The sequence below is a fragment of the Streptomyces sp. NPDC091412 genome, from assembly GCF_044756885.1.
Taxonomy (GTDB): domain Bacteria; phylum Actinomycetota; class Actinomycetes; order Streptomycetales; family Streptomycetaceae; genus Streptomyces.
On record NZ_JBIVTV010000015.1, the window covers coordinates 93,210 to 119,320 of the forward strand.

A 26,111-nucleotide genomic window follows, 5' to 3' on the forward strand; every position below is an offset into this window, starting at 1 on the left:
GACCGGGCGCGCGCCCGCACCCCCGGAACTCGGAAGACGACACGAAAGGCAGGGTCACTGCTGTGCGTCGGGCGGCAGCAGGTCGTCCACGAGCAGGTCCTCCGCGAGCAGACCCTCCATGGGCACTTCCACCGGCAGGCCTTCCGCGGGCAGGGCCTGCTCGCACCAGATGGTCTTGCCGTCACGGGCGTGGCGGGTGCCCCAGCGCTGGGTGAGCCGGGCGACCAGCATCAGGCCGCGTCCGCCCTCGTCGAAGATGCGGGCCTGGTGCAGATGCGGGGCGGTGCTGCTGGTGTCGGAGACCTCGCAGATGATCTTCCGGTCGTAGATGAGCCGCATCTGTATGGGGGGCTGGCCGTACCGGATGGCGTTGGTGACCAGCTCGCTCACCACCAGCTCGGTCACGAAGCCGATCTCCTCCAGCCCCCAGGCCGCCAGCAGGCGGGCGGTCCGAGCGCGGATCCGGGCCACTTCGGCCGGTTCCGCGGCGATGTCCCAGGTGACGACCCGCGCCTCGTCCAGGCTGTGCGGCCGGACCAGCAGCAGGGCCGCGTCGTCGGTCGGGGGCTCGGGCAGCAGCGTCTTGACCACGTGGTCGCACAGCGCTTCCAGCGAGTCGCACGGCTCGGTCAGTGCCTCGCGCAGTTCTTCCAGCCCCGCTTCCAGGTCGCGCTGCCGGGATTCGACCAGGCCGTCGGTGTAGAAGGCGAGCAGACAGCCCTCCGGCACCTCCAACTCCGCCGTCTCGAACGGCACGCCGCCGACACCGAGCGGCGGCCCGGAGGGCAGGTCGAGGAAGTCGGCGCTGCCGTCCGGGGCCACGATGATGGGCGCCGGATGGCCGGCACCGGCCAGGGAACAACACCCGGTCACCGGGTCGTACACCGCGTACAGGCAGGTGGTGCCGACGTCCACGGCGCCTCCGCCGGCCGGGTCGGCACCGTCGTCGGCGCCCGATTCCGCGGACTGCCGGCTCACCAGGTCGTCCAACCTGGTGAGCAGCTCCTCCGGGGTGGGATCGACATCGGCGAGGGTGCGCACGGCCGTGCGCAGCCTGCCCATGGCCGCGGCGGCGTGGATGCCGTGGCCGACCACGTCCCCGACCACCAGCGCGACCCGGGCACCGGAGAGCCCGATCACGTCGAACCAGTCGCCGCCGACCCCGGCACGGGGTGCGGCAGGCAGATATCGGGAGGCGGCCGACACCGCCGAGTGCTCAGGCAGCTGCTGCGGCAGCAGACTGCTCTGCAGGGTGCGGGCGATCTCGTACTGGTTCTCCAGCGCCGCGGCCTTCTCGATGCTCGCCGAGGCCAGCTGGGAGAGCTGGACGAGGATCGCCTCGTCGTCGGCCGTGAAGTCGCTGCCGTCCTTCTTGTCCGAGAGCTGGATCAGCCCCAGGTTGCGACCGTCGGTGGCGATCAGCGGGACGGCCAGCCACCCGCGCATCGGCGGATGAACCGCGGCGTAGGAGCCGAAGCCCCGCCAGGCCGGGTGGGCCTCCAGCTCGTCCTGGGTCATCCGCATCGGCCGGTTCTCCTTGCACACCAGGACATAGATCCCCTCTCCGACCGGGGGCGCGTCGAAGAAGCGGTACTCGCCGTACTTGTCCGACAGGGAGACCGCGTTGATCGCCTGGGCCCAGCGGAGGTTCGTGGTCATGCTGGTGACGGACTGGTGCGTGCCCACCAGCGACCTGGCCTCCTCGGTGACCGTCTGGAGGGCGTAGTCCAGTGACGGCGCGGCATTGATCCGCAGACTGGACCGGGCCAGGTCCTGCAACTGCTGGGACCTTCTGTGCTCGACCACGGCGGCGGCCGCGGCCTGCTCGTAGAGCCGCCCGTGTTCGGCCGCGTCCAGCCGCAACCGGATCTCGCTCATCACCGAGGCGCCCAGTTGCTCCAGGGCGCACCGCTGCCCCGTGTCCCACACCCTCGGCCTGGTGTCGATCACGTACAGCGCGCCGATCGACAGCTCCTCCAGCAGCAGCGGCACGCCCAGGTACGCGCGCATGCCGGTGGCGGCGACCGCGGGGTCGGACCGGTGCGCGCAGTCGTTCCGGACGTCGTCGATGACCAGTGGCCGGCCCGACACCACCACCTCGGAGCAGAAACCCCAGTCGACTCGCTCCTGCTCTCCGTGCCGCGGTACGGCTCTGCCGATCCCGCCCCGGATGAACTGCCGGTCCGCCCCGGCCAGACTGATCAGGGCCATTCGGGTGTCCAGCAGCCGTACGGCCAGGCACACGGACCGGGCGAAGGAGTCCGTGGTCAGCTCGTCGACCGCGCGGACGGCGTCCACCGCGGCCAGCCGTGAGGGCTCGCGCAGCACCGTGGCAGGGTTCGGCGGGTTGCCCGCCTTACCGAGCTCGGCCATGACCCCTCCGCGCCTGCTGTGTGAGTACGCACCCCGCTCGGATCCGCGGTCCAGGGCCTTGGCCCGGGACCGCCAGGCCGCCCGAAGATCTCGCATGCGCCCTCGTGGTTCCACCGAGGCCTGGACGTTCCGACCGGGAGTCACCTTTGCCTGATTCCAAAAGTACGCCTGCCCGTCGTGGCGGCGAACTCGGCCGGGGACCACGGAACGACAAAGGACCAGCTGGGAGCGTTCCCCGCTGGTCCTTCCGGTGGAACCGCTTACGGGATTCGAACCCGGGACTTACGCACGACGAGAGTCGAGGACACCGCGAGCGTGACACTCACCGCCCGCCGCGTCCACGCGCCTCCGCAGCCCACGGCCGAACACCGAAAGACCAGCCAGGAGCATTCCCAGCTGGTCTTTCCGATGGAGCCGCTTTCGGGATTCGAACCCGAGACCTACGCATTACGAGTGCGTTGCTCTGGCCATCTGAGCTAAAGCGGCGCGCTGCCGCATCATGATGCGATCGGCAACTTCGGTAAGTCTACACAGTTTCCGGGGGTGCTTCGCACGCCCCCCGGAGCGTCCCTGGGGCCGGGGCTCCGGGGTGCCGCGCGGTGGTCACGAGCAGCGCTTTCCGTTCGTCGGAGGGGTGCCCCGGAGGAGATAGGTGTTGATCTCGGAGTCGATGCAGCGGCTGCCGCGGCGGTAGGCGGTGTGGCCGTCACCGTCGTAGGTCAGCAGGCGGGCCGAGGAGAGCTGGCGGGACAGGGACTGGGCCCAGCGGTAGGGGGTCGCCGGGTCGCGGGTGGTGCCGACGACCACGATGGGGGCCGCGCCCTTGGCCTCGATGCGGTGCGGCCGGCCGGTGGGCTGCACCGGCCAGTACGCGCAGTTCAGCGTGTTCCAGGCGAGGCCGCGGCCGAAGACCGGGGAGGCCTTCTCGAAGGCGGGGAGGGATTCCTCCACCTGCTCGGGGCCTGCGAAGGGCGCCGGCAGGTCCAGGCAGTTCACGGCGGCGTTGGCGTACATCAGGTTGCTGTAGTGGCCGCCGGAGTCGCGTTCGTAGTAGCTGTCGGAGAGGGCCAGCAGCGTGGAGCCGTCGTTCTTCTTCATCGCCGACGCCAGCGCCGAGCGCAGTTGCGGCCAGGCCGACTGGTCGTACATCGCCGCGATCACCCCGATGGTGGCGAGGGACTCGCCGAGACGGCGGCCCCCGGCGTCACCGGTGGGGATCGACCGGGCGTCGAGTTTGCGGAAGAAGGCGGCGAGCTGGTCGCCGACCTGCTTCGGCGTCGCGCCGCGGCCGCCGAGCGGGCAGTCGCTCTGCTGTACGCAGTCCTTCGCGAACGACTTGAAGGCCTCCTCGAAGCCCGCCGTCTGGTCCAGGTTCATCTGGCGCGCCGACAGCGAGGGGTCCATCGCCCCGTCCAGGACCAGGCGGCCGACACGGTCCGGGAACAGACCGGCGTACGTGGCCCCGAGGAACGTCCCGTACGAGGCGCCGACGTAGTTCAGCTTTCCGTCGCCCAGCACCGCGCGCAGGATGTCCATGTCGCGTGCCGCCTCCGCCGTGGAGACGTGCCGCAGCAGGCGGGCGGCGCGCGCGCCGCAGCCCTCCGCGAACTTGCGGTACGCGGCGACGAGCGCGTCGGTCTCCTTGCTGTCGTCGGGCGTGAAGTCGGTCTGTGTGTACGTGTCCATGTCCCGGTCGTCGAGACACTGCACGGCCTCGCTGCGGGAGACACCGCGCGGGTCCATCGCGACCAGGTCGTAGCGGGCGCTGATCTCGGCCGGGTACCCGACACCGGCGTATTGCTGGAGGTAGGCGACGGCCGAGCCGCCCGGTCCGCCCGGGTTCAGCAGGAGTGAGCCGAGCCGCTTGCCCGGGCCGGACGCCTTCTTGCGGGCCACGGCCAGCCGGACGTCGCCGGCGGCGGGCCGGTCGTAGTCGAGCGGCGCCTTGAGCGTCGTGCATTCGAAGCCGGGCACCCCGCAGCTGCGCCAAGCCGGCTTTTGCTCGTAGTACGGCGACAGGATGGGTGGCGTGGCCCGCGGCAGGGCGGCCAGCGCCGCGTCCGCCGCGGGCTCGGTCCGGCGCTGCGTGGTGCCGGGGGTGCAGGCCGAGACCAGCAGGGCGGCGGCCGCCAGGAGGGTGCCGCCCGCACGGGCCGCACGGAGCGGGGTTCGGGGCCGGGGGCCTGTGCTGCTGTTCGGACGAAGGGCGCGCCTGATGTGCATCCAGCGAGCGTAACTCTCCGCGATCGCGTGAGTGCGTTACGTGCGGGGCGTTCCCCGTACGAGTGACGCCATCGGCGCCGGTGGCCTCGGCGTTCCCGGCGTCCCGGCGTACTCCGTGTACTCCGTGGCCTCGGCGTTCTCGGCGTTGTACTCGGCGTACTCGGCGTTCTCGTCAGCCCGCCCTCAGGGCCATCGTCATCGCCTCCACCGCCAGCAGCGGGGCCACGTTGCGGTCGAGGGCGTCGCGGCAGGCGGCGATCGCCTCTATGCGGCGCAGGGTGGACTCGGGCGAGCCGCCGCGGGCGAGGCGCTCCAGGGTGTCCTCGACGTCCGCGTTGGCGATGGCCACGCGGGAGCCGAGCTGGAGGGCCAGGACGTCCCGGTAGAGGCCGGTCAGGTCGGTCAGGGCGATGTCGAGGCTGTCGCGCTGGGTGCGGGTGCGGCGGCGCTTCTGCTTGTCCTCCAGGTCCTTCATCACGCCCGCCGTGCCACGGGGCAGCCGGCCGCCCTGGACCGCGCCCAGCGCCGCCTTCAGCTCCTCGGCCTCCTTGGCGTCCCTCTCCTCCGCGAGTGCCTTGGCGTCGTCCGCCGCCGCGTCGACCAGTTCCTGGGCCGCCCTGAGGCAGCCGCCTATCTCGTCCACGCGCAGCGGGAGCTTCAGGACGGAGCTGCGGCGTTCGCGTGCGGCCGGGTCGGTGGCCAGGCGGCGGGCCCGATCGATGTGGCCCTGGGTGGCGCGGGCCGCGGCGGCGGCGACGGCGGGGTCGACACCCTCTCGGCGTACGAGCATGTCCGCGACGGCGTCCACCGACGGCGTACGCAGGTTCACGTGGCGGCAGCGGGAGCGGATCGTGGGCAGGACGTCCTCGACCGAGGGGGCGCACAGCAGCCAGACCGTGCGCGGGGCGGGTTCTTCGACCGCCTTCAGCACGGCGTTGGCGGACTTCTCGTTCAGCCGCTCGGCGTCCTCGACGAGGATCACCTGCCAGCGGCCGGTCGCCGGGGCGGTGAACGACTTGCGCACGGTGTCCCGCATGTCATCGGCGAGGATCTGCGTACCCACGGCGGCGACCGTGTTGATGTCGGCGTGGGTTCCGACCAGCGCCGTGTGGCAGCCGTCGCAGAATCCGCAGCCGGGGACGCCGCCGAGGGCGCGGTCGGGACTCACGCACTGGAGGGCGGCTGCGAAGGCGCGCGCCGTCTGCGTGATCCCCGCGCCGGGCGGCCCCGTGAACAGCCACGCGTGCGTCATCTTCGACGCCTCCGGGGGCGGCGCGTGCGTGGCGGCCGCGGTGACCAGGGCGTCGGCGTCCCGCGCAGCGGCGCTCAGCTGTTCGCTGACCTTCTCCTGCCCGACGAGGTCGTCCCACACGCTCATGGGTCACGCCGCCCTTTCGTCATGGTTCGTGGTGCGGGATCCATTGTGCGGGGCACCACTGACAACACGGCGGGCGGCCTCGCGCGCATCGGCAGGCGCACCACCGCCCCGATCGCCCGATCGGCCCGATCGGCGCCCGTCCGATGGCTCAGCGCCGCCGGCCCCGGCCGTCGTCGCCGTCGTCGAACCCCTTGCCGTCCTCGCGCATGCCCAGCAGCTCGTCCGCCAGGGTCGGCAGGTCGTCGAGCGGCGTCTCCTCGGCCCAGTCCGGCCGCGGCCGCCGCCTGGCGACCGCCTCGGCGTCGACCCGGGGCAGCTCCCGCGTACGGTCGTCGCCCTGGTCGGGCCGCGCGGCCGGCGACCGCTCGCCCCGCTCGTCCCGGAAGAACCCGGGCGGAACCCGGTCCGTGGGGTCCTCCCCGCGCACCGGCGGCAGGACCGCCGTCTCGTCCGCGGCGCCCGGCGGGAAAGCCGGCAGTACGGCGGTCTCGTCCGTGACGCCCGGCGGGACAGGCGGCAGTACGGCCGTCTCGTCGGCGGCCCCCGGCGGAACCACGGGCTTCGGCAGCTTCGCGGTCACCTCGGACTCGGACTCGCCCGCCGTCCGCAGCCACGACTCCGCCGACCCGCGCGACGTCCCACGGGAGTCCTCGCCCGAGGCCCGGCCCGCCCCCTGGGCCGAGTGGGCCGAGTGGTCGGGGCCGTCGCCCGACGGCTTGCCGCTCCCCCGCTCGTCCCGCACCGGCGGCAGCACCGCCGTCTCGTCGGCGGGCCCGCCCGACGCGTTCGCCGGCGTCACCAGCGGCGTCGGCGCGGTCACCTCCTCCGGCGGCACCGCAGCGGCCGTCGGCTCGGTGGACCGGCGCGGCCCCGCCTGCGCGGTGGCCGTGGCCTGCTCCGCCGCCCGCCGGGCCTCCTCCGCCCGCAGCAGGGCCTCCTCGGCCTTGCGCTGCTTCTCCAGCCGCCGCGCCTCGGCCTCGGCGCGCAGCCGCTCCTCCTCCTCGGCCTGCCGGCGCCGCTGCTCCTCCTCGGCCTTGCGGCGCGCCTCGGCCTCCGCCCGTGCCCGCTCCTCCGCGAGCAGCCGGGCCTGCTCCTCCTCGGCCTTGCGCCGGGCCTCCTCGGCGCGCTGCCGGGCCTCCTCGGCCTGCCGCTCGGCCTCGCGCCGCTGCGCCTCCTCCAGCTCGCGCCGCTTGCGCTCCTCCTCCTCGGCGCGCAGCCGTGCCAGCTGCTCCTGGCGCTCGCGCTCCAGGCGCTCCTCCTCGGCCTTGCGCCGGGCCTCCTCCTCCGCCTTGCGGCGCGCCTCCTCCTCGGCCTTCTTCCGCGCTTCCTCCTGCGCCTTCAGCTCGGCCTCGGACAGCGGCAGCATCTGGTCGAGCCGGTGCCGGACGACCGTGGTCACCGCCTCGGGCTCCTGCCCGGCGTCCACCACGAGGTAACGGCCGGGGTCGGCGGCGGCCAGCGCCAGGAAACCGGACCGCACGCGCGCGTGGAACTCGGCCGGCTCCGACTCCAGACGGTCGGGAGCCTCCGTGAACCGTTCACGGGCGGTCTCCGGCGAGACGTCCAGCAGGACCGTCAGGTGCGGCACAAGACCGTTCGTCGCCCAGCGGGAGATCCGCGCGATCTCCGTCGGGGACAGGTCGCGGCCCGCGCCCTGGTAGGCGACGGAGGAGTCGATGTACCGGTCGGTGATCACGACGGCGCCCCGCTTCAGCGCGGGCCGTACGACCGTGTCGACGTGCTCCGCGCGGTCGGCGGCGTACAGCAGCGCCTCCGCACGGTGGGACAGGCCCTGCGAGGACACGTCCAGCAGGATCGAGCGCAGCCGCTTGCCCACGGGAGTGGCGCCCGGCTCGCGGGTGAGGACGACCTCGTGGCCCTTGGCCCTGATCCAGTCGGCGAGCGCCTCGGCCTGCGTGGACTTGCCGGCGCCGTCACCGCCTTCCAGGGCGATGAAGAATCCGGACTCCGCGGGGGCCGTCACCGGGTCGTCGCCGCCCCGCAGGGCGTCGACGAGGTCCTGTCGCAGCGGTACGCCGGAGCGGTCGTCGACCTTGGCGAGGACCAGCGCGGCCACCGGCAGGAGCAGCGCGCCGACCAGCATCAGCGTGAACGCGGCGCCGCCGTGCGCGAACACGAACCGGCCGTCCTCGAGGCGGTGCGGGCCGATTCCGGCCGCGACCACGGGAGCGAGCACGGCACCGAGCGCCACGAAGACCCGTACCACCGCGTGCAGGTGCTCGGTCATGCGCGGCTTGCGGTAGTCCTCGGCCTCCTGGTCGAGCAGCGTGTGCCCGGTGTTGGCCGCGGCGCCCGCGCTCACTCCGGCCAGCGCGAGGATCAGCAGGACCGTGGTGACGTCGGGGACCAGCCCGGCGGCGAGCAGGGCGACGCCGGTGAGCGCGATCGTCAGGGCCAGCAGCCGCCGCCGCGACAGGGAGACCAGCGCCTTCGGCGCCGTACGGATGCCGGCGGCGACCCCGCCGGTCAGGGCGAGCACCGCCAGCCCGTACAGCACCGGGCCGCCGCGCAGGTCCGTGGCGTGCAGCACGCAGACGGCGACCGCGGCGGCGATCGCCCCGGCGACAGACGCGCAGGCGAGCACGAGCAGCGGAACGGCACCCGTGCGGCCCTTGTCGACGCCGGAACCCGTCTTCGGGCGGCGCAGCCCCTCCAGCGGTGAGCGCGGGCGCGGGGTGCGGGTGCCGGGCAGTTCCAGGTAGGTCAGCACGGACAGGGACGCGGCGAACAGGCCGGCCGCGACGTACGCGCCGAGGGCCGCCTGGTGCTGGTCGAACCAGGCGATGCCGGTGCCCAGGAGGTTGTTGAGCAGGGAGGCGGTGACCAGGGCGGCGGCCGCCAGCGGGACCGCCAGGAAGGTGGTCCGCAGCGACAGGCGGCGCAGGGCGTCCATGTGGTCCGGCAGCGGGCGCACCGTGGCGCCCTCCGGGGGCGGGGCGGGCAGCAGCGCGGGGGCCGCGCCCTCCCGGCACACGCTCCAGAAACGCTCGGCGACCCCGGTCACGAAGACGGTGACGAGGAGGAAGGCCAGGGCGTCGTCCGGCGTCCAGTCGATCCACAGGGGCGCGACGATCAGCAGGGCGGCGCGCAGACCGTCGGCGCCGACCATGGTCCAGCGCCGGTCGAGCGGTCCCTCCTGGGAAGTGAGCGAGGTGAGGGGTCCGAGGAGGACCGCGCCGAAGAGCAGCGTCGCCAGGACGCGCGCTCCGAAGACCGTCGCCACTGCGAAGGCCACGCCCCGGTAGCCACCGCCGAAGGGGCCCGCGGCGACCGCCGCCTGGAGGGCGAGGACGACCAGGACCAGGAGCGCGAGGGTGTCCCCGACGCCTCCCACCAGTTGGGCGCTCCACAGCCGCCGAAGCTGCGGCCGGCGCAGCAGGGCGCGGACGGCGCGCTCGCGGGAATCGGCCATGAGTGCGTCGTCGGGTGCGGAGGGGTGGGCCGTTGGCTGCTCGGCTCGCGTCATGCGTTCAGCCTATCGGGACCCACCGACAGCTTGGAGTGACCGTCCGGAGGCGCGCACGCCCCGACATCAAAGTGATGCCGGGGCGTGCCTTTCGCAAAGGAGCCGTGAGGGATCCGCCGCGCGATCAGTCCTCCGCCGCCTTGGCGGCCGTCTTCTTCGCGGTGGTCTTCTTGGCGGCCGTCTTCTTGGCGGTGGTCGTCTTCTTCGCCGCGGTCTTCTTCGCGGCCGTGGACGCCGTCTTCTTCGCCGTCGTCTTCTTGGCGACGGCCTTCTTCGCGGTCTTCTTGGCCGGGGCCTTGGCGCGCTTCTCCGCGAGGAGCTCGAAACCGCGCTCCGGGGTGATCGCCTCGACGCTGTCGCCGGAACGCAGGGTCGCGTTGGTCTCGCCGTCGGTGACGTACGGGCCGAAGCGGCCGTCCTTCACCACGACCGGCTTTCCGCTGACCGGGTCGTCGCCGAGCTCCTTCAGCGGCGGCTTGGCGGCCGCGCGGCCCCGCTGCTTGGGCTGGGCGTAGATCGCCTGCGCCTCCTCCAGCGTGATCGTGAAGAGCTGGTCCTCGGACTGGAGCGAGCGCGAGTCCGTGCCCTTCTTCAGGTACGGGCCGTAGCGGCCGTTCTGCGCGGTGATCTCCTGGCCGTCGGCGTCGGCGCCCACGACGCGCGGCAGCGACATGAGCTTCAGGGCGTCGTCCAGGGTGACGGTGTCCAGGGACATCGACTTGAACAGCGAGGCCGTACGGGGCTTGACCGCGTTCTTGCCGGTCTTCGGGGTGCCCTCGGGGAGCACCTCGGTGACGTACGGGCCGTAGCGGCCGTCCTTGGCGACGATCGTGTGGCCGGTGGCCGGGTCGGTGCCCAGCTCGAAGTCGCCGCTCGGCCTGGCGAGCAGTTCCTCGGCGAACTCGACGGACAGCTCGTCCGGGGCCAGGTCGGCCGGGACGTCGGCGCGCTGGTGGGTGTCGGTCTCCTTCTCACCGCGCTCGATGTACGGGCCGTAGCGGCCGACCCGTAGCACGATGTCGTTGCCCACCGGGAACGACGACACCTCGCGCGCGTCGATCGCGCCCAGGTCGGTCACCAGCTCCTTGAGCCCGCCGAGGTGGTCCCCGTCGCCGTTGCCGGCCTCGGCGGCGCCGCCGTGGCCGGTGCCCTCGCCGAAGTAGAAGCGCTTCAGCCACGGCACGGCCTTCGCCTCGCCGCGCGCGATGCGGTCGAGGTCGTCCTCCATCTTGGCGGTGAAGTCGTAGTCGACGAGCCGCCCGAAGTGCTTCTCCAGGAGGTTGACCACGGCGAAGGACAGGAAGGACGGCACCAGGGCCGTGCCCTTCTTGAAGACGTAGCCGCGGTCGAGGATCGTGCCGATGATCGACGCGTACGTCGACGGGCGGCCGATCTCCCGCTCTTCCAGCTCCTTGACCAGGCTGGCCTCGGTGTAGCGGGCCGGCGGCTTGGTGGCGTGGCCGTCGACCGTGATCTCCTCGGCCGTGAGCGCGTCGCCCTCGCCGACCTGGGGCAGCCGGCGCTCGCGGTCGTCGAGTTCGGCGTTGGGGTCGTCGGCGCCCTCGACGTACGCCTTGAGGAAGCCGTGGAAGGTGATCGTCTTTCCGGACGCGCTGAACTCGACGTCCCGGCCGTCGGCCGCGGCGCCGCCGATCCGCACGGTCACGCTGTTCCCGGTCGCGTCCTTCATCTGGGAGGCGACCGTCCGCTTCCAGATCAGCTCGTAGAGCTTGAACTGGTCGCCGGTCAGGCCGGTCTCGGCGGGCGTGCGGAAACGATCACCCGAAGGACGGATCGCCTCGTGCGCCTCCTGCGCGTTCTTGACCTTCCCGGCGTACGTACGGGGCTGCGGCGGCAGGTAGTCGGCGCCGTACAGGTGGGTGACCTGGGCGCGGGCGGCGGCGATCGCCGTGTCGCTCAGCGTCGTGGAGTCCGTACGCATGTACGTGATGTAACCGTTCTCGTACAGCTTCTGCGCGACCTGCATCGTCGCCTTGGCGCCGAAGCCGAGCTTGCGGCTGGCCTCCTGCTGGAGCGTCGTCGTACGGAACGGCGCGTACGGCGAGCGGCGGTACGGCTTGGACTCGACGGACCGGACGGAGAAGCGGGTGTCCTCCAGGGCGGCGGCCAGGGCTCGGGCGGTGGCCTCGTCGAGGTGGAGGGTGTTCGGGCTCTTGAGCTGTCCCAGGGAGTCGAAGTCGCGGCCCTGCGCGACCCGCCTGCCGTCGACGGTCTGCAGCCGGGCGACCAGCGACGACGGGTCGCTCGCGTCACCGGCCCGGCCGGTGGCGAAGGTGCCGGTCAGGTCCCAGTACTCGGCGGAACGGAACGCCATGCGCTCGCGCTCCCGCTCGACCACGAGGCGTGTCGCGACGGACTGGACCCGGCCCGCCGAAAGCCGCGGCATGACCTTCTTCCACAGCACGGGCGAGACCTCGTAGCCGTAGAGGCGGTCGAGAATGCGCCGGGTCTCCTGGGCGTCGACCAGCCGCTGGTTGAGCTGGCGCGGGTTGGCGACCGCCTCCCGGATGGCGTCCTTGGTGATCTCGTGGAAGACCATCCGCTTGACCGGGATCTTCGGCTTGAGCACCTCCTGGAGGTGCCAGGCGATGGCCTCGCCCTCGCGGTCCTCATCGGTGGCGAGGAAGAGCTCGTCGGAGTCCTTCAGCAGATCCTTGAGCTTCTTGACCTGGGCCTTCTTGTCCGCGTTGACGACGTAGATCGGCTGGAAGTCGTGTTCCACGTCCACACCGAGGCGGCGGACCTCGCCGGTGTACTTCTCGGGTACCTCCGCGGCACCGTTGGGAAGGTCGCGGATGTGCCCGACGCTCGCCTCGACGATGTAGCCGGGGCCGAGGTAGCCCTTGATCGTCTTCGCCTTGGCAGGCGACTCGACGATGACGAGTCGGCGGCCGCCCTGTGCGGTCTCGCTGGTCGGGGACAACTTCGCTCTTCTCTCCGGTCGACGCTTGGGCCTCCCCAGGCCTTGATTTCCCGGGGGTCGGGTGGTGGTGACGCTGCGGAGTGTGACGGTACATCCCGCCCCCGTGTCAAACGGGAAAAGCCCGCAACGGCCACTCGAACGGTAACCCGACTACCCCCCTTCCTGCCGCCCGGAGTGCTCACCAGGCCGTTCGGGCTGATGCGGAAGGTGATTTCTCAGTTACGGAGACCGGACAGGAGCGGCGGCCGTCACAGGCGGCCGAAGCACCACACGCCGACGGTCAGGGCGGTCACGGCGGCCAGGGTCGCGACGGTCGCCGACGCGCCGCGGGGCAGTCCGTGGGCGACGGGTTCCCGGTGCCGGACCCGGACCGCCGTCCACACCAGCAAGGCCGCTCCGAACAGGGAGAACACCGTTCCCGCGAAGATCGCCGGCCCGCTCTCCATGTACGTCCCCTCCCCTCCCCGGATGCCCCGGTACGGGAGGCTGACACCCGCGGGCGACGACGACGCCAACCCGCGGTGAACAGGAGTCGACCCTCTCCCGGGGCGGCGCCCGACCGCCCTCCGCGAAGTGACGGGAATCAAGCTCTCCACTTTTTTCCCGTGTTTTTTCGGCTCGGCCCCGGGCAAAGATCAAAAACCTTGTCCGAGCACCATCGAAACGGCCCACACGCCCCGAGAACGACGAGAACTCGCCGCTGTCCCGGCAGCCCCTGTGGACCCGGCGAGCACTCAGGGGCGCGCAGGCCTCATCGGTCGCGTGAACCGGTCAGCGAGCCGCTTCCTCCACCGATTTCTGCGCCGGTTCGATGAAACCCTGCTCCACCAGCAGGCGGATCTGGGCCGGAGTGCGGTCGCGCAGGAGGAGAGGGTTCTCGCCCATCAGCTGAGCGATGGCGTCCAGGATGCGGCCGGCGCTCAGCGTGCCGTCGCAGACACCGGCGAAGCCGGCGCCCACCGTGTCCACCGTGGTGGCCCGGCGCATCCCGCGGTTCTGGCGCAGCACGACGTGCTCGGGGTCCTCGGCGCCGGGGAGCCCGACCTGCTCCTGGACCACCTCGCGCACGAGCCGGAAGTGACCGTCGAGCAGGGCCGCGTCGTCGTGGTCCCGCAGATAGTCGACGCGGGCGAAGTGCGCCCGGACGGTGTCGCCGAGCGGCTGCTCCACCGGGTGCGGCCACTCCTCCACGGTGATCGAGGGCGTCGCGGAGCCCGTCCTGCGCAGCGTGATCCAGCCGAAGCCCACGGCCCTGACCTTGCGCGCCTCGAACTCCTCCAGCCAGGCGTCGTACCGCGCCTGGTACTCCGCGGCGTCACCGCGGTGGTCGCCCGCGTCCCTCAGCCACAGCTCGGCGTACTGCGTGACGTCCTGCACCTCGCGCTGCACGATCCACGCGTCGCACCCGCGGGGCACCCATGACCTGAGCCTGTCCTGCCAGTCCTCCCCCTCGACGTGCTGCCAGTTGGCGAGGAACTGCGCGAACCCGCCCTCGTTCAGGCGGTCGCCCGACTCTTGAACGAGCGTGCGGCACAGATCGTCCCCGCTCATCCCGCCGTCGCGGTACGTCAGCCGGGCGCCCGGGGAGATCACGAAGGGCGGGTTCGACACGATCAGGTCGAACCGCTCGTCGTCGTGGACCGGCTCGAACAGCGAGCCCTGGCGCAGATCGGCCGCCCGCGCGCCGGACAGCGCGAGCGTCAGGGCGGTGATGTGCAGCGCGCGCGGATTGACGTCGGTCGCGGTCACGCGCGTGGCGTGCCGGCCGGCGTGCAGCGCCTGGATGCCGGAGCCGGTTCCGAGGTCGAGCGCGGAGCCGACCGGCGTGCGGACCGTGATGCCGGCCAGGGTCGTGGAGGCACCGCCGACCCCGAGGACGACGCCCCCGTCGCGGCTGCCGATCCCGCCCGCGCCACCGACCGCGCAGCCCAGGTCGGACACGATGAACCAGTCCTCGCCGTCGAGTCCGCCGTAGGGCCGGACGTCCACCGTCGCGGCGACCTCGTCCGCGCCGGCGCGGACCAGCCAGCCGGTCTCCAGGCACGCCTCGACGGGCAGGACGCCCGCCACGCGCGCGTACGGCACCGGCTGCTGGAGCAGGAACAGCCGGACCAGCAGTTCCAGCGGCGTGTCGCCGCGCGTGGCCCGGAGCGCGGGCACGGTCTCGGCACGCGCCAGGGCCGCGTACGCGGGAGCGCCGAGCAGCTCCAGCAGTCCGTCGGCGGTGAAGGAGACGCCGAGCAGGGCGTCCCGGAGCCGGGTGGCGACGTCCGGTCGGTCGGAGGCGGGCAGTGCGGGCAGGCTGGTGTCACTCACGCCCCCATTGTGTCGGCTACTCCGACAGCGCACGCGCGCGTGTGCCTGCGTGTGTCTGCGCGCGCGTCTGCGATGCGTCTCTGCGTGAGTCCGTGCGTGCGTCTGTGCGCGTGGTGCGCGTCTCTGCGGGCGTCAGCCGCCGGTCGCCGGGGACGAGGCCGAGGTGGACGGGGTGGCGGAGGCGGACTTGCAGCTCGGCTGCTGGGCCATCGCCCGGCCGACGTCGCCCTCCTCGAGGTTCTTCAGCGCGTCGTTCCCGGTCCGGCTCAGCGTGTCCAGCCGGGTGGCGATGTCCTTGAGGCCGTCCGCGAACTTGGCCTGGTTCTTGGTGTCGAGCTTGTCCACCTGCTGCTTCAGGGAGGTGTACGAGGCCGCCAGGCCGTTGAGCTCCTTGACCGCGTCCTGCTGCTTCTTCCGGCCGTTGTCGACCTCGGGTGCGCCGGCGTTGTTCACGGCCTGGCCGATGGCCTTGTAGGCGTCGGCCATGTCCTGGAAGGCCTGCGCGTCGGTCCTCTGGACCTGGGCCGGCTCGCTGTTGTCCGAAGTCTCCTTCTGGATGGCGGCGTTGGCGGCCTCGATCTTCTTCGCCTGCGGCTGCACCGCGTCGCACACCTGCTTGGCCCAGGTGTTCAGCGCCTCGTTCTTGCTGTCGGCAGCGCTGCTGGTGCAGCCCGTCAGTGCCAGTACGAGTACCGCACCGCCGGACACTGCGGCCGCGAGCTTCTTGTTCAACGGTTTGGTCCCTTCCATGGCTCTCGGCCCCGGAACATACACGTCGTGTCGGCCACACTCGGGACTCGGTCGCCCCTTGTGTGGTGTCTTGCGACCATTTGCACCAAGCGAGAGAAGGCTCACGGAGAGCATCCGCGCACACGGCGGGCGGGCGACGCGTCGTACGCGCCGCCCGCCCGTCTCCTGAGCTGGGCCCGGGATGAGACCGCCTACGAAACCACCGCGGGATCGGCCGGCTTGGAGACCCGTTCGGCGTTGTCGTCGTCGCCCACGGCGATACCGCGCCGCTTGGAGATGTAGACCGCGCCGACGATCACGGCCAGCGACAGGACCGCGATCACGATCCGTACGCCGAGGCTCTTGTCGCTGCCGTAAGAGAACTTGATGACCGCGGGCGCGATGAGCAGCGACACCAGGTTCATCACCTTCAGCAGCGGGTTGATCGCGGGGCCGGCGGTGTCCTTGAAGGGATCGCCCACCGTGTCCCCGATCACCGTGGCCGCGTGGGCCTCGCTGCCCTTGCCTCCGTGGTTGCCGTCCTCGACCAGCTTCTTGGCGTTGTCCCAGGCGCCACCGGAGTTGGCGAGGAACACCGCCATCAGCGTGCCCGCGCCGATCGCGCCCGCGAGATAGGAGCCGAGCGCACCGACACCGAGCGTGAACCCGATGAAGATGGGCGCCATGACGGCGAGCAGCCCGGGTGTGGCGAGCTCGCGCAGGGCGTCCTTGGTGCAGATGTCGACGACCTTGCCGTACTCCGGCTTCTCGGTGAAGTCCATGATCCCGGGCTTCTCACGGAACTGCCGGCGCACCTCGTACACCACCGAACCCGCCGAGCGGGACACCGCGTTGATCGCCAGCCCCGAGAACAGGAAGACGACCGCCGCGCCGGCGATGAGGCCGACCAGGTTGTTGGGCTGCGAGATGTCCATGATCAGGGTCATCGGCGCACCCGAACCGGTCACCTTCTCCCCGACGTCACGCGCGCCGGTGGTGATGGCGTCCCGGTACGACCCGAAGAGCGCCGAGGCCGCGAGGACGGCGGTGGCGATGGCGATGCCCTTGGTGATGGCCTTGGTGGTGTTGCCCACCGCGTCCAGGTTGGTGAGCACCTGGGCGCCCGCGCCCTCGACGTCGCCGGACATCTCGGCGATGCCCTGGGCGTTGTCGGAGACCGGGCCGAAGGTGTCCATGGCGACGATCACGCCGACCGTGGTGAGCAGCCCGGTGCCGGCCAGCGCCACCGCGAACAGCGCCAGCATGATCGACGTACCGCCGAGCAGGAAGGCCCCGTACACGCTGAGGCCGATCAGCAGGGCGGTGTAGACCGCGGACTCCAGGCCCACGGAGACACCGGCGAGGACGACGGTGGCCGGACCGGTGAGCGAGGTCTTGCCGATGTCCCTGACCGGACGCCGGTTGGTCTCGGTGAAGTAGCCGGTCAGCTGCTGGATCACGGCGGCCAGCAGGATGCCGATCCCCACCGCGACCAGGGCGAGGATCCGCGGGTCGCCGTCCTTGCCTCTGATCGCCGCGTCGGTGACACCGGTGAGTCCGGCGTACGACGACGGCAGATAGACGAAGACGGCGGCCGCGACCAGGGCGAGTGAGATCACCGCGGAGATGAAGAAACCGCGGTTGATCGCGCTCATACCGCTGCGGTCGGCGCGGCGCGGCGCCACCGCGAAGATCCCGATCATGGCGGTGATCACACCGATGGCCGGCACCAGCAGCGGGAAGGCGAGCCCGTCGTTGCCGAAGGCCGCCTTGCCGAGGATGAGCGCCGCGACCAGCGTGACGGCGTACGACTCGAAGAGGTCGGCCGCCATGCCCGCGCAGTCGCCGACGTTGTCGCCCACGTTGTCGGCGATGGTCGCGGCATTGCGCGGATCGTCCTCCGGAATGCCCTGCTCGACCTTGCCGACCAGGTCGGCGCCGACGTCGGCGGCCTTGGTGAAGATGCCGCCGCCCACCCGCATGAACATCGCGATCAGCGCGGCACCGAGGCCGAAGCCCTCCAGCACCTTCGGCGCGTCGGCCGCGTACACCAGCACCACACAGGAGGCGCCGAGCAGGCCGAGCCCCACTGTGAACATGCCGACGACGCCGCCGGTGCGAAAAGCGATCTTCATTGCCTTGTGCGAGACGGCGGTGAGATCCTTTTCTGGCTCACCTTCCGCAGGTGTCGCTTCACGGGCCGCCGCGGCGACACGTACATTGCTGCGCACGGCGAGCCACATGCCGATATAGCCGGTGGCCGCCGAGAAGGCGGCCCCGATCAGGAAGAACACCGATCGTCCGGCGCGCTGATTCCAGTCGTCCGCGGGCAGCAGCATGAGCAGGACGAACACGATCACGGCGAATACGCCGAGCGTGCGCAACTGGCGGCCCAGATAGGCGTTCGCGCCTTCCTGGACCGCTTCAGCGATCTTCTTCATGCTGCTGGTGCCCTCGCCCGCCGCGAGCACCTGGCGCACCAGGACGCCTGCGACCACGAGCGCGGCCAGCGCGACGGCCGCGATGACCGCCACGATGATCCGATTGTCGTTGGTCAGCACTGCAGCTGCGAAGGTTGTGGGGTGGCCCAACTGATGAGGGGTAGAAAGCCCCGCCATTCGTCCTCCTTGACGCTTGGGCTGAGCTCAAGATGTGGACGGATTGTAGGTAGCGGAACCTGATCAAAACAGAGCGCGGCAAACCGAATTGCCCTTCACCTGCTCTTCAGCAAATGATCGACGTCACGCCACGGAACCCGAAAGAGGTAATGGTTCAAAACCATTGACCCTCGATCATTGCTTGATCAAATGATCTGCCGACCGGTCGTGAATTCATTCACGAATTCAATGTACCTGGTGGAAGCGGTCGTGCAACAAGAAGGGCCCTGCCGAAGCAGGGCCCTTCTGCAGTGCGCCGAACGGGTGAGGTGCGTCAGGGAAGCGTCGCGACCGGCGATGTGGTCGGCCAGGTCATCTTGATCAACCCGCCGTGCTCCCCTGCCGACACCTTCACGTCGTCGACGAGTCCGCTGATGACCGCGAGGCCCATCTCGTCCTCCTCGGCCTCCGCCTCGTCCGCCGCGCCCGGGGCATCCCCGGAGTGGTACGGCGCGTGCCGGGCCTCGTCGCCGACCTCGATGGAGAACTGCTTCTCCTCCTCGGTCAGCATCACCGTCACCGGTGCCGAGATCCCGCTGTTGCGATGCAGCCCCACAGCCCGGGAACAGGCCTCGCCGACGGCGAGTCTGACCTCGTCGAGGACGGCCTCGTCCACTCCGGCCCTGCGCGCCACCGCTGCCGCCACCAGACGGGCGGTCCTGACGTGCTCGGGCAGCGCGCTGAAGCGGAGTTCGACGGTGGCCATGCATCCCCCTCGGAGCTACGGGCGTGCTGTAGGAGGACCGGGCCGCCGAAATGCCCGGCCCCCCGTTCGGACTCTTCCGCCCCGGTCACCGGCCCGGGGCCGGTGGTCAGTCTGTCGCCGCCACCGCTTCGTCCACCGAGGTGTGGATCGGGAACACCTTGGTGAGACCGGTGATACGGAAGATCTTGAGAATGCGCTCCTGGTTGCACACCAGGCGCAGCGAGCCCTCATGGGCACGCACGCGCTTCAGGCCGCCGACCAGCACGCCGAGCCCGGTGGAGTCGAGGAAGTCCACGCCCTCCATGTCGACGACGAGGTGGAAATTCCCGTCGTTCACCAGCTCGACCAGCTGCTCGCGCAGCTTGGGCGCGGTATATACGTCGATTTCGCCACCGACCTCGACGACCGTACGATCGCCGACGGTACGGGTCGACAGGGACAGGTCCACGGATCCTCCAGCACCTTGCTATCGAGCGGTCGCCCCTCGGGACACCTCGGCTTGAAGCCCCCGGGACGGTTCGCCAGCCGCGATGGCATTCAATCACTTACCGGCAGGCGTGCACGACGCCTTGGTCCCATTGTCCTGCACGCCGGTGACAGACTCGGTGCCGATGGCCAAGAATCACCGATCCGATCGATCCCCGGCTGCCCCCGCAACCCGCCTGGCGCCGGGCACGGTTCTCGACCGGCTCGCCGCGGGGCAGAGCCGGGCTGCGCGCATCACTCATACGGAGCACTTGCCCCCGCGCGAGGGGCGCCATGCCGTCTGGCCCGACCGGATTCGGCCGGAGGTGATCGCGGCGGTCCAGGCGTGCGGGATCGAGCACCCGTGGGCGCACCAGGCGCGCGCCGCGGAACACGCCCTGGACGGCGACTCCGTCGTCGTCGCCACCGGCACCGCGTCCGGCAAGTCGCTGGCCTACCTCGTCCCGGTGCTCTCGACGTTGCTGGACGGCTCCCAGGCGGCCAACGGCCGCGGCGCCACCGCCCTGTACCTGGCCCCCACCAAGGCCCTCGCGGCCGACCAGTGCCGAGCGGTGAAGGAACTCGCCCGGCCGCTGGGCAAGGCCGTACGCCCCGCGGTGTACGACGGCGACACCCCGCCCGAGGAACGCGAGTGGATCCGCCAGTACGCCAACCACGTCCTGACCAACCCTGACATGCTGCACCGCGGGATCCTGCCCTCCCACCCGCGCTGGTCCTCCTTCCTGCGGGCCCTGAAGTACGTGGTCGTCGACGAGTGCCACACCTACCGGGGCGTCTTCGGCTCCCACGTCGCCCAGGTGCTGCGCCGCCTTCGCCGGCTGTGCGCGCGCTACGGCGCCTCCCCGGTCTTCCTGCTGGCCTCGGCGACCGCCGCGGAGCCCGCCGTGGCCGCCCGCCGCCTCACCGGAGTGCCCGTGGTGGAGGTGGCGGACGATGCCTCGCCCCGCGGTGAACTGGTGTTCGCCCTCTGGGAGCCCCCGCTGACCGAGCTGCGGGGCGAACGGGGCGCGCCCGTCCGGCGCACCGCCACCGCCGAGACGGCGGATCTGCTGACCGACCTCACCCTCCAGGGCGTGCGCTCGGTCGCCTTCGTACGGTCCCGGCGCGGCGCCGAACTGATCTCGGTGATCGCCCAGGAGCGGCTGGCCGAGATCGACCGGCCGCTGTCCCGGCGCGTCGCGGCCTACCGGGGCGGCTACCTGCCCGAGGAGCGCCGCGCCCTGGAACGTGCCCTGCACTCCGGCGAGCTCCTGGGCCTGGCCGCCACGACCGCCCTGGAGCTGGGCGTGGACGTGTCCGGCCTGGACGCCGTGCTGATCGCCGGATACCCGGGCACCCGCGCCTCCCTGTGGCAGCAGGCGGGCCGCGCGGGGCGCTCCGGTCAGGGCGCCCTGGCGGTGCTGGTCGCCCGCGACGACCCGCTGGACACGTTCCTCGTCCACCACCCCGAGGCCCTGTTCGACCAGCCGGTCGAGTCCACGGTGCTCGACCCCGACAACCCCTACGTCCTCGCCCCGCACCTGTGCGCGGCCGCCGCCGAGCTGCCGCTCACCGAGGAGGACACCGAGCTGTTCGGCCCGGCCTGCGCCGAGCTGCTGCCGCAACTGGAGGCCGCGAAGCTGCTGCGCCGCCGGACGAAGGCCTGGCACTGGACCCGCCGGGAGCGGGCCGCGGACCTCACCGACATCCGCGGCGAGGGCGGACGGCCGGTGCAGATCGTCGAGGCCGGCACCGGCCGGCTGCTCGGCACGGTCGACGCGGGCGCCGCACACACGACGGTGCACGAGGGCGCGGTCCATCTGCACCAGGGCCGTACGTACCTGGTGCGCTCCCTCGACCTGGACGACTCGGTCGCCCTGGTCGAGGAGGCCGCCCCGCCGTACACGACGGTCGCCCGCGACACGACGGCGATCTCCGTGCTGGAGACGGACGTCGAGGTGCCCTGGGGCGACGGCCGCCTGTGCTACGGCTCCGTCGAGGTCACCAACCAGGTGGTCTCCTTCCTGCGCAGACGTGTCATCACCGGTGAAGTGCTCGGCGAGACGAAACTCGACCTCCCTCCTCGTACGCTGCGCACCCGCGCGGTGTGGTGGACGGTCACCGAGGACCAGCTGGACGAGGCCCGGATCAACCCGGAGATCCTCGGTGGCGCCCTCCACGCCGCGGAGCACGCGTCGATCGGCATGCTGCCCCTGTTCGCGACCTGCGACCGCTGGGACATCGGCGGCGTGTCCGTTCCACTGCACCCCGACACGCTGCTGCCCACGGTCTTCGTCTACGACGGCCATCCGGGCGGCGCGGGCTTCGCCGAACGCGCCTTCCACACCGCGCGCGCCTGGCTTTCCGCCACCCGCGAGGCCATCGCCTCCTGCGAGTGCGACTCCGGCTGCCCGTCCTGCATCCAGTCCCCCAAGTGCGGCAACGGCAACGACCCGCTGCACAAGAGGGGGGCCGTGCGCCTGCTGACGGTGCTGCTGAAGGCGGCCCCGGAGGAGAAGGAGGCGGAGATGGAGGCGGAGGCAGAGATGCAGGCCGAGACGGAGATGGAGGCGGAGGCTTAGCCCACGCGGGTGAAAGGCGCGGGCGCCATGGGCCCTGTGTGAGCCGTAGGCCCTGCTGTGGATCCCGCGGAAGCCGTGGACCCTGCCGTGCCTGGCGTGGATCCCGCGGGGGCCGTAGACCCTGCCATGGGCCCTCCGAACCCTGCCGTGCCTGGCGTGGGCTCCCCGGGCCCCGCCGCCCCTGCCACGGGCTCCCCGGGCCCCGCCGGTCCCACCGGGGCGTCCAGCGGGGCAGCCGGTCCCGCTCTCGCCCTCACCTCCGCGGTGAAGAGTCCCCGGTCCGCCGCCGCCGTGACGTCCGAGGTGTCGCCCACGATGGCGCACCGGACGAGCCGGGTGGCCTGTGCCCGGGCCACCTCGTCCGCCCGGGCGCAGGCGGCGGCACCGCCCTCGGCCCAGTGGCCCGCCGCCGCCAGGGCCGCGAGGTCGGCGGCTCCGGCCGCGCGGTGCCGGTCGACCACCGCCTGCCCCAGAGCGAGCCCGATACCGAACACCACGCAGAGCAGGGCGATCGCCCCGACGCTCCACACGGTGGCGGAGCCGCGGTCGGACAGACGGCGTCCGCCACGTCCGCCACCGATGAGCCCGCGCAAGCCGCGGAGGGCCGGAATGCGGCGCCTCATGTCCCCGTCCTCCGCCTCATGTCCCCGTCCCCCGCTCTGCGCGCGTCCCGAGCGTGTCCTCCGCCTCCGCCACGGCCTCCTCCCTCAGCCGGAAGGGCAGGACCCCCAGCCCCGGCGGGTCGGCCACGACGACCACGTGCACGCGGTCTCCCCTGCGGGTCACCGTGACCTCCGCCCCGTGCGGTGCCACGTCCCGGGTCACTCGGGTGACCGCGCCGTCCGGGTCCTGGCGGGCGGCGGCCCGGGCCCCTGCCCGGGCCGCGTCCACGCACTGGATCTGCGCGAGCACGACCAGCAGGACCCAGACCAGCGTCGTCACCACCAGCACCAGCACGGGCAGGACCATGGCCGCCTCCGCCGACACGAACCCCGCGTCGGCGCCTTGCCGTTCGGCCCGGTGCGCCCATGCCCGTTCACATCCGCGCACTGAGCGCTCGCTTCACGATGTTCTGCAACTCCGTCTTGACCTGGCCGCTCGTCACCACCTCGTAGAGCAGTACCGCGAACGCCACCGCCGCGATGATCCCCATCGCGTACTCGGACGTCACCATTCCCGCGTCCCTGCGCGCCAGGGCACGCAGCCGTGCCCGCACCTTTCCGTACATTTCAACCCCCGTAAGGTCTCGGCCTGTTGGTTGGCCGTGTCTGTTGGTCGGCCGTGTCTGTTGGTCGGCCGTGTCTGTTGGTCGGCCGTATCTCTTGGTCGGCTGTTGTCCGTTGGTTGTCGACCCGCTGCTCCCGCGTCCGTTCCGCCAGTGCCCTCAGCCACCACCTCCGCTCAGCACTCCGCCCGCGAGGCCGATCAGCACGGGCAGCACGCCCACCGCGACGAAGGCGGGCAGGAAGCACAGCCCCACCGGCGCGGTGACCAGCACGGCCGCGCGGCGTGCCCGGGCCGTCGCGGTGCGCGCCCGGTCGGCGCGGACGTCGGCCGCGAGCCGGGCCACCGGTCCGGCGGCGGGAAGGCCCGACTCGTCGGCCCGCTCCAGCAGCCGCGCCAGGGCCGCGGCCCCCGGTATCGAGGCGAGTCCACGCCAGGCGTCGGCCGGCTGCCCGCCGAGCCGCACCTGGGCGGCGCCCCGGGCCAGTGCGTCCCCGACGGGGCCGCCCAGGGCCTCCCCGACGGCCTGGGCGGCGATCACCGGACCGGCACCGGCCGCGATGCAGGCCGCCAGCAGGTCGGCCGCGAGCGGGAGTTGACGGGCGGCTTCGGCCGCGTCGGACTCCGCTTCGGGGCGGCCGGCCGTCCGCCGCCGCCACTGCCACATCCCGGCCGCCCCGGCCAGCCCGAGCGCGAGCCCGGTGAGCCCGCCGACCAGTACCCACCCGGCCCCGGCCACACCCACCGCCGGCAGCCACCGCCGCACGGCACCGGCCGCCAGGAGCCGTGAGCGCGAGCGCCATGCCTCTTCCGCCGAACGCTCCGGCCCCAGCAGCGCGGCCGTCCGCCGCCGCGCGCTCCGCTCCCGGCTCATCGCCTGCAGCCATCTCACCGACAGCCACAGGAGCACCGCCGCCCCCGCGGCCATCCCCAACCTGTGGACAACGACACCCGCGCTCACATCGCCTCCGCCCCTCGCACGATCCGCAGGGCCCACCACAGCCCCGCGCCCTCCAGCACGCCACCGATGACCAGGCAGCCCAGTCCCGCTCCCGTGTGCAGCAGCACCCGCAAGGGATCGGCTCCCATGGCCGTGCCCAGCAGGAGTCCGAGGACCGGCAGGCCGGCGAGCATGACGGCCGTGGCCCTGGCCCCGGACAACTGGGCTCGTATGTCGGCGCGTTGGTCGCGCTCCACCCGCAGTGCGCCTTCGAGCCGGTCCAGTCCGGCCGCCAGGCCCGCGCCCTGGTCCACCGCCACCCGCCAGCAGGCCGCGAGGCCGCGCAGGCCCTCGGCGCCCGGCTGCCGGGCCGCCGCGGCGAGCGCCGCGGACACGTCCCCGCCGAACCGGGCCGCCGCCAGCACCGCCGCCTGGGCGTCGCCGAGCCCACTCGAGTCCCGCGCGGCGCACAGCAGCGCCTCGCCCGGCTGCCGGCCGGCCCGCACCTCTCCGGCGAGTGCCCCGCACAGGGCGATCACCGCGTCCGCCCGCCGCTCCTGCCGTCGGCGCGCCGCCCGGGCCAGCCGGGTGCGGCGCAGCAGCGGCACCCCGACCGCCCCCGCGACGACCGGCAGTACCGAGGCGCCCAGCACCGCGAGCACCATCCCGGCGGCCGGCGCCCACCACTCGGCGCGCAACCGCCCTCGAACCTGGGCCAGTCCGCGAAGGACCCGGCCCGAGAGCGGCGGCCCCGTGCCCTGCGGCCCACCGCCGGCGAGCAGGGCCCGCGCCCGCCGTGCCGCGGAGTACCGGCCGCCCAGCAGCCACACGGCCGCCCCGGCACACGCCGCGCCCGCGGCCACGCAGGCCGGGCCCGAGAACCCCTCATCCATCGCGGTCGTCGCCCCCTCTCCCGCTCTCCGTCCGGAGCAGCCCCCGCAGTCGCTCCCACCCCCGCTCCGTCACGAACGCCTCTGCGCCCCAGCGCAGCGCCGGCACGGTCCGCACCAGTCCCGACGCGTCCCGCTCCAGCACCCGCACCTCGGCGATCCGCCGTCGTCCGGAGCGGTCCCGCACGAGGTGCAGCACCACCGACAGCGCGGCCGCCAGCTGGCTGTGCAGCGCCGCCCGGTCGAGCCCACCGGCGGTGCCCAGCGCCTCCAGCCGGGCGGGGACGTCCGCCGCCGCGTTGGCGTGGACCGTGCCGCATCCGCCCTCGTGGCCGGTGTTCAGCGCGGCCAGCAGATGGACCACCTCGCCGCCGCGCACCTCGCCCACGACCAGCCGGTCCGGCCGCATCCGCAGTGCCTGCCGCACCAGGTCCTCGAGGGTGACCAGGCCCGCGCCCTCCTGGTTGGCGGGCCTGGTCTCCAGGCGGACGACGTGCGGATGGTCGGGTCGCAGCTCCGCGGAGTCCTCGGCGAGGACGATCCGCTCGCCGGGCCCGGCCAGCCCGAGCAGCGCGCTGAGCAGCGTGGTCTTGCCGGTTCCGGTCCCCCCGCTGATGAGGAAGGACAACCGGGCCTCGATCAGTGCCCGCAGCACGCGGTCCCCGCCGGGCGGCACCGTGCCCGCCGCGACCAGTTCCTCCAGCGTGAACGCGCGCGGCCGTACGACCCGCAGGGACAGGCAGGTGCAGCCGACGGCGACGGGAGGCAGCACCGCGTGCAGCCGGGTGCCGTCGGGCAGCCGGGCGTCGACCCACGGCCGGGCGTCGTCCAGCCGGCGGCCGGCCACGGCGGCCAGGCGCTGCGCGAGGCGCCGTACGGCCGCCGCGTCGGGGAAGGCGACGGCGGCTCGCTCGAGTCCGCCGCCCCGGTCCACCCACACCCGGTCCGGGGCCGACACGAGGACGTCGGTCACCGACGGATCGGCCAGCAACGGCTCCAGCGGACCGCTGCCGATCAGCTCGGAACGCAACTGCTCGGCCGCACCCAGTACTTCGGCGTCCCCGAGCACGCGGCCCTGTTCGCGCAGGGCCTGCGCGACCCGCGCGGGCGTCGGCTCGGCCCCGCTCTCGGCGAGCCAGCGCCGTACGCCGTCCAGCAGTTCCGCGGGCATCCGGGACCCGTTGGCAGGCGCGGGCT

At 72.6% G+C, this 26,111-nt stretch carries 17 protein-coding genes, 1 tRNA gene and 1 pseudogene; 1 reads left to right on the forward strand and 18 read right to left on the reverse strand.

The genetic code is table 11. From position 1 onward, the window contains the following. Window positions 1–54: 54 nt before the first annotated feature. The 12 genes from ACIQMV_RS29065 to bldG form a co-directional block, all read right to left on the reverse strand. Window positions 55–2,373, reverse strand: a complete 2,319-nt coding sequence (locus ACIQMV_RS29065) for a SpoIIE family protein phosphatase (protein WP_402596295.1) — start codon at window positions 2,371–2,373, stop codon at window positions 55–57. 409 nt (window positions 2,374–2,782) lie between these two features. Continuing rightward, window positions 2,783–2,859 (reverse strand) — tRNA-Thr (locus ACIQMV_RS29070). Between the two features lie 117 nt (window positions 2,860–2,976). Beyond that, window positions 2,977–4,596, reverse strand: a complete 1,620-nt coding sequence (locus ACIQMV_RS29075; RefSeq protein WP_402596296.1) for an alpha/beta hydrolase — start codon at window positions 4,594–4,596, stop codon at window positions 2,977–2,979. Between the two features lie 172 nt (window positions 4,597–4,768). Beyond that, window positions 4,769–5,974 (reverse strand): DNA polymerase III subunit delta', encoded by a 1,206-nt coding sequence (locus ACIQMV_RS29080; RefSeq protein WP_402596297.1) that lies wholly within the window; start codon window positions 5,972–5,974, stop codon window positions 4,769–4,771. Window positions 5,975–6,122: 148 nt separating this feature from the next. Then, a complete protein-coding gene (gene tmk / locus ACIQMV_RS29085; RefSeq protein ID WP_402596298.1) occupies window positions 6,123–9,461 on the reverse strand; it encodes a dTMP kinase in 3,339 nt (1,112 codons plus the stop codon). Window positions 9,462–9,585: 124 nt separating this feature from the next. Continuing rightward, the gene (gene topA, locus ACIQMV_RS29090) at window positions 9,586–12,405 is read right to left on the reverse strand and encodes a type I DNA topoisomerase (protein ID WP_402596299.1); all 2,820 of its coding nucleotides are present in this window, start codon (window positions 12,403–12,405) and stop codon (window positions 9,586–9,588) included. A 248-nt stretch (window positions 12,406–12,653) separates the two neighbouring features. Beyond that, entirely contained in the window at window positions 12,654–12,851 is a 198-nt protein-coding gene (locus tag ACIQMV_RS29095) for a hypothetical protein (protein WP_141359638.1), read from the reverse strand. A gap of 325 nt (window positions 12,852–13,176) precedes the next feature. Next, the gene (locus tag ACIQMV_RS29100; RefSeq protein ID WP_402596300.1) at window positions 13,177–14,721 is read right to left on the reverse strand and encodes a methyltransferase; all 1,545 of its coding nucleotides are present in this window, start codon (window positions 14,719–14,721) and stop codon (window positions 13,177–13,179) included. Between the two features lie 132 nt (window positions 14,722–14,853). Beyond that, window positions 14,854–15,471 carry a small secreted protein gene (locus ACIQMV_RS29105; protein WP_402596301.1) on the reverse strand — a complete coding sequence of 206 codons (618 nt, stop codon included), beginning with the start codon at window positions 15,469–15,471 and terminating at the stop codon, window positions 14,854–14,856. A 191-nt stretch (window positions 15,472–15,662) separates the two neighbouring features. Then, on the reverse strand, window positions 15,663–18,068 hold the full coding sequence (locus ACIQMV_RS29110) for a sodium-translocating pyrophosphatase (protein WP_402596302.1): 2,406 nt from the start codon (window positions 18,066–18,068) through the stop codon (window positions 15,663–15,665). A gap of 313 nt (window positions 18,069–18,381) precedes the next feature. Further along, on the reverse strand, window positions 18,382–18,813 hold the full coding sequence (locus tag ACIQMV_RS29115) for an ATP-binding protein (RefSeq protein WP_141359642.1): 432 nt from the start codon (window positions 18,811–18,813) through the stop codon (window positions 18,382–18,384). A gap of 106 nt (window positions 18,814–18,919) precedes the next feature. Further along, the gene (gene bldG, locus ACIQMV_RS29120; protein ID WP_009189842.1) at window positions 18,920–19,261 is read right to left on the reverse strand and encodes an anti-sigma factor antagonist BldG; all 342 of its coding nucleotides are present in this window, start codon (window positions 19,259–19,261) and stop codon (window positions 18,920–18,922) included. An 82-nt stretch (window positions 19,262–19,343) separates the two neighbouring features. Here bldG and ACIQMV_RS29125 point away from each other — a divergent pair, with 82 nt between their 5' ends. Beyond that, window positions 19,344–21,860: a DEAD/DEAH box helicase gene (locus ACIQMV_RS29125; protein ID WP_402596303.1), complete on the forward strand. Its 2,517-nt coding sequence runs from the start codon at window positions 19,344–19,346 to the stop codon at window positions 21,858–21,860. A gap of 209 nt (window positions 21,861–22,069) precedes the next feature. Here the strand turns inward: ACIQMV_RS29125 and ACIQMV_RS29130 are convergent. The 6 genes and pseudogenes from ACIQMV_RS29130 to ACIQMV_RS29155 all read right to left on the reverse strand — a co-directional run. Further along, window positions 22,070–22,483, reverse strand: a pseudogene (locus ACIQMV_RS29130) (Rv3654c family TadE-like protein); the annotation flags it as partial. Between the two features lie 16 nt (window positions 22,484–22,499). After that, entirely contained in the window at window positions 22,500–22,910 is a 411-nt protein-coding gene (locus ACIQMV_RS29135; protein ID WP_373996169.1) for a TadE family type IV pilus minor pilin, read from the reverse strand. Next, entirely contained in the window at window positions 22,897–23,088 is a 192-nt protein-coding gene (locus ACIQMV_RS29140; protein ID WP_141359645.1) for a DUF4244 domain-containing protein, read from the reverse strand. The genes ACIQMV_RS29135 and ACIQMV_RS29140 overlap by 14 nt, the downstream gene beginning before the upstream one ends. Window positions 23,089–23,244: 156 nt before the next feature. Then, a complete protein-coding gene (locus ACIQMV_RS29145; RefSeq protein ID WP_402596304.1) occupies window positions 23,245–24,012 on the reverse strand; it encodes a type II secretion system F family protein in 768 nt (255 codons plus the stop codon). Window positions 24,013–24,041: 29 nt separating this feature from the next. Beyond that, window positions 24,042–24,917, reverse strand: a complete 876-nt coding sequence (locus ACIQMV_RS29150) for a type II secretion system F family protein (protein WP_402596305.1) — start codon at window positions 24,915–24,917, stop codon at window positions 24,042–24,044. Next, window positions 24,910–26,085, reverse strand: coding sequence for a TadA family conjugal transfer-associated ATPase (locus tag ACIQMV_RS29155; protein WP_402596306.1), 1,176 nt, complete (start codon window positions 26,083–26,085; stop codon window positions 24,910–24,912). Before ACIQMV_RS29155 ends, ACIQMV_RS29150 begins: the two co-directional genes overlap by 8 nt. Between the last annotated feature and the right edge of the window lie 26 nt (window positions 26,086–26,111).

Bases quoted from the DNA above. Each gene is read 5' to 3' on its own strand.
- ACIQMV_RS29125 (WP_402596303.1), top strand. From the start codon at position 19,344: ATGGCATTCAATCACTTACCGGCAGGCGTGCACGACGCCTTGGTCCCA.
- ACIQMV_RS29140 (WP_141359645.1), bottom strand. From the start codon at position 23,088: ATGTACGGAAAGGTGCGGGCACGGCTGCGTGCCCTGGCGCGCAGGGAC.
- ACIQMV_RS29115 (WP_141359642.1), bottom strand. From the start codon at position 18,813: ATGGCCACCGTCGAACTCCGCTTCAGCGCGCTGCCCGAGCACGTCAGG.
- ACIQMV_RS29155 (WP_402596306.1), bottom strand. From the start codon at position 26,085: ATGCCCGCGGAACTGCTGGACGGCGTACGGCGCTGGCTCGCCGAGAGC.
- ACIQMV_RS29145 (WP_402596304.1), bottom strand. From the start codon at position 24,012: ATGGCCGCGGGGGCGGCGGTGCTCCTGTGGCTGTCGGTGAGATGGCTG.
- tmk (WP_402596298.1), bottom strand. From the start codon at position 9,461: ATGACGCGAGCCGAGCAGCCAACGGCCCACCCCTCCGCACCCGACGAC.
- ACIQMV_RS29075 (WP_402596296.1), bottom strand. From the start codon at position 4,596: ATGCACATCAGGCGCGCCCTTCGTCCGAACAGCAGCACAGGCCCCCGG.
- ACIQMV_RS29065 (WP_402596295.1), bottom strand. From the start codon at position 2,373: ATGGCCGAGCTCGGTAAGGCGGGCAACCCGCCGAACCCTGCCACGGTG.
- ACIQMV_RS29080 (WP_402596297.1), bottom strand. From the start codon at position 5,974: ATGAGCGTGTGGGACGACCTCGTCGGGCAGGAGAAGGTCAGCGAACAG.
- ACIQMV_RS29095 (WP_141359638.1), bottom strand. From the start codon at position 12,851: ATGGAGAGCGGGCCGGCGATCTTCGCGGGAACGGTGTTCTCCCTGTTC.
- ACIQMV_RS29150 (WP_402596305.1), bottom strand. From the start codon at position 24,917: ATGGATGAGGGGTTCTCGGGCCCGGCCTGCGTGGCCGCGGGCGCGGCG.
- ACIQMV_RS29105 (WP_402596301.1), bottom strand. From the start codon at position 15,471: ATGGAAGGGACCAAACCGTTGAACAAGAAGCTCGCGGCCGCAGTGTCC.
- ACIQMV_RS29110 (WP_402596302.1), bottom strand. From the start codon at position 18,068: ATGGCGGGGCTTTCTACCCCTCATCAGTTGGGCCACCCCACAACCTTC.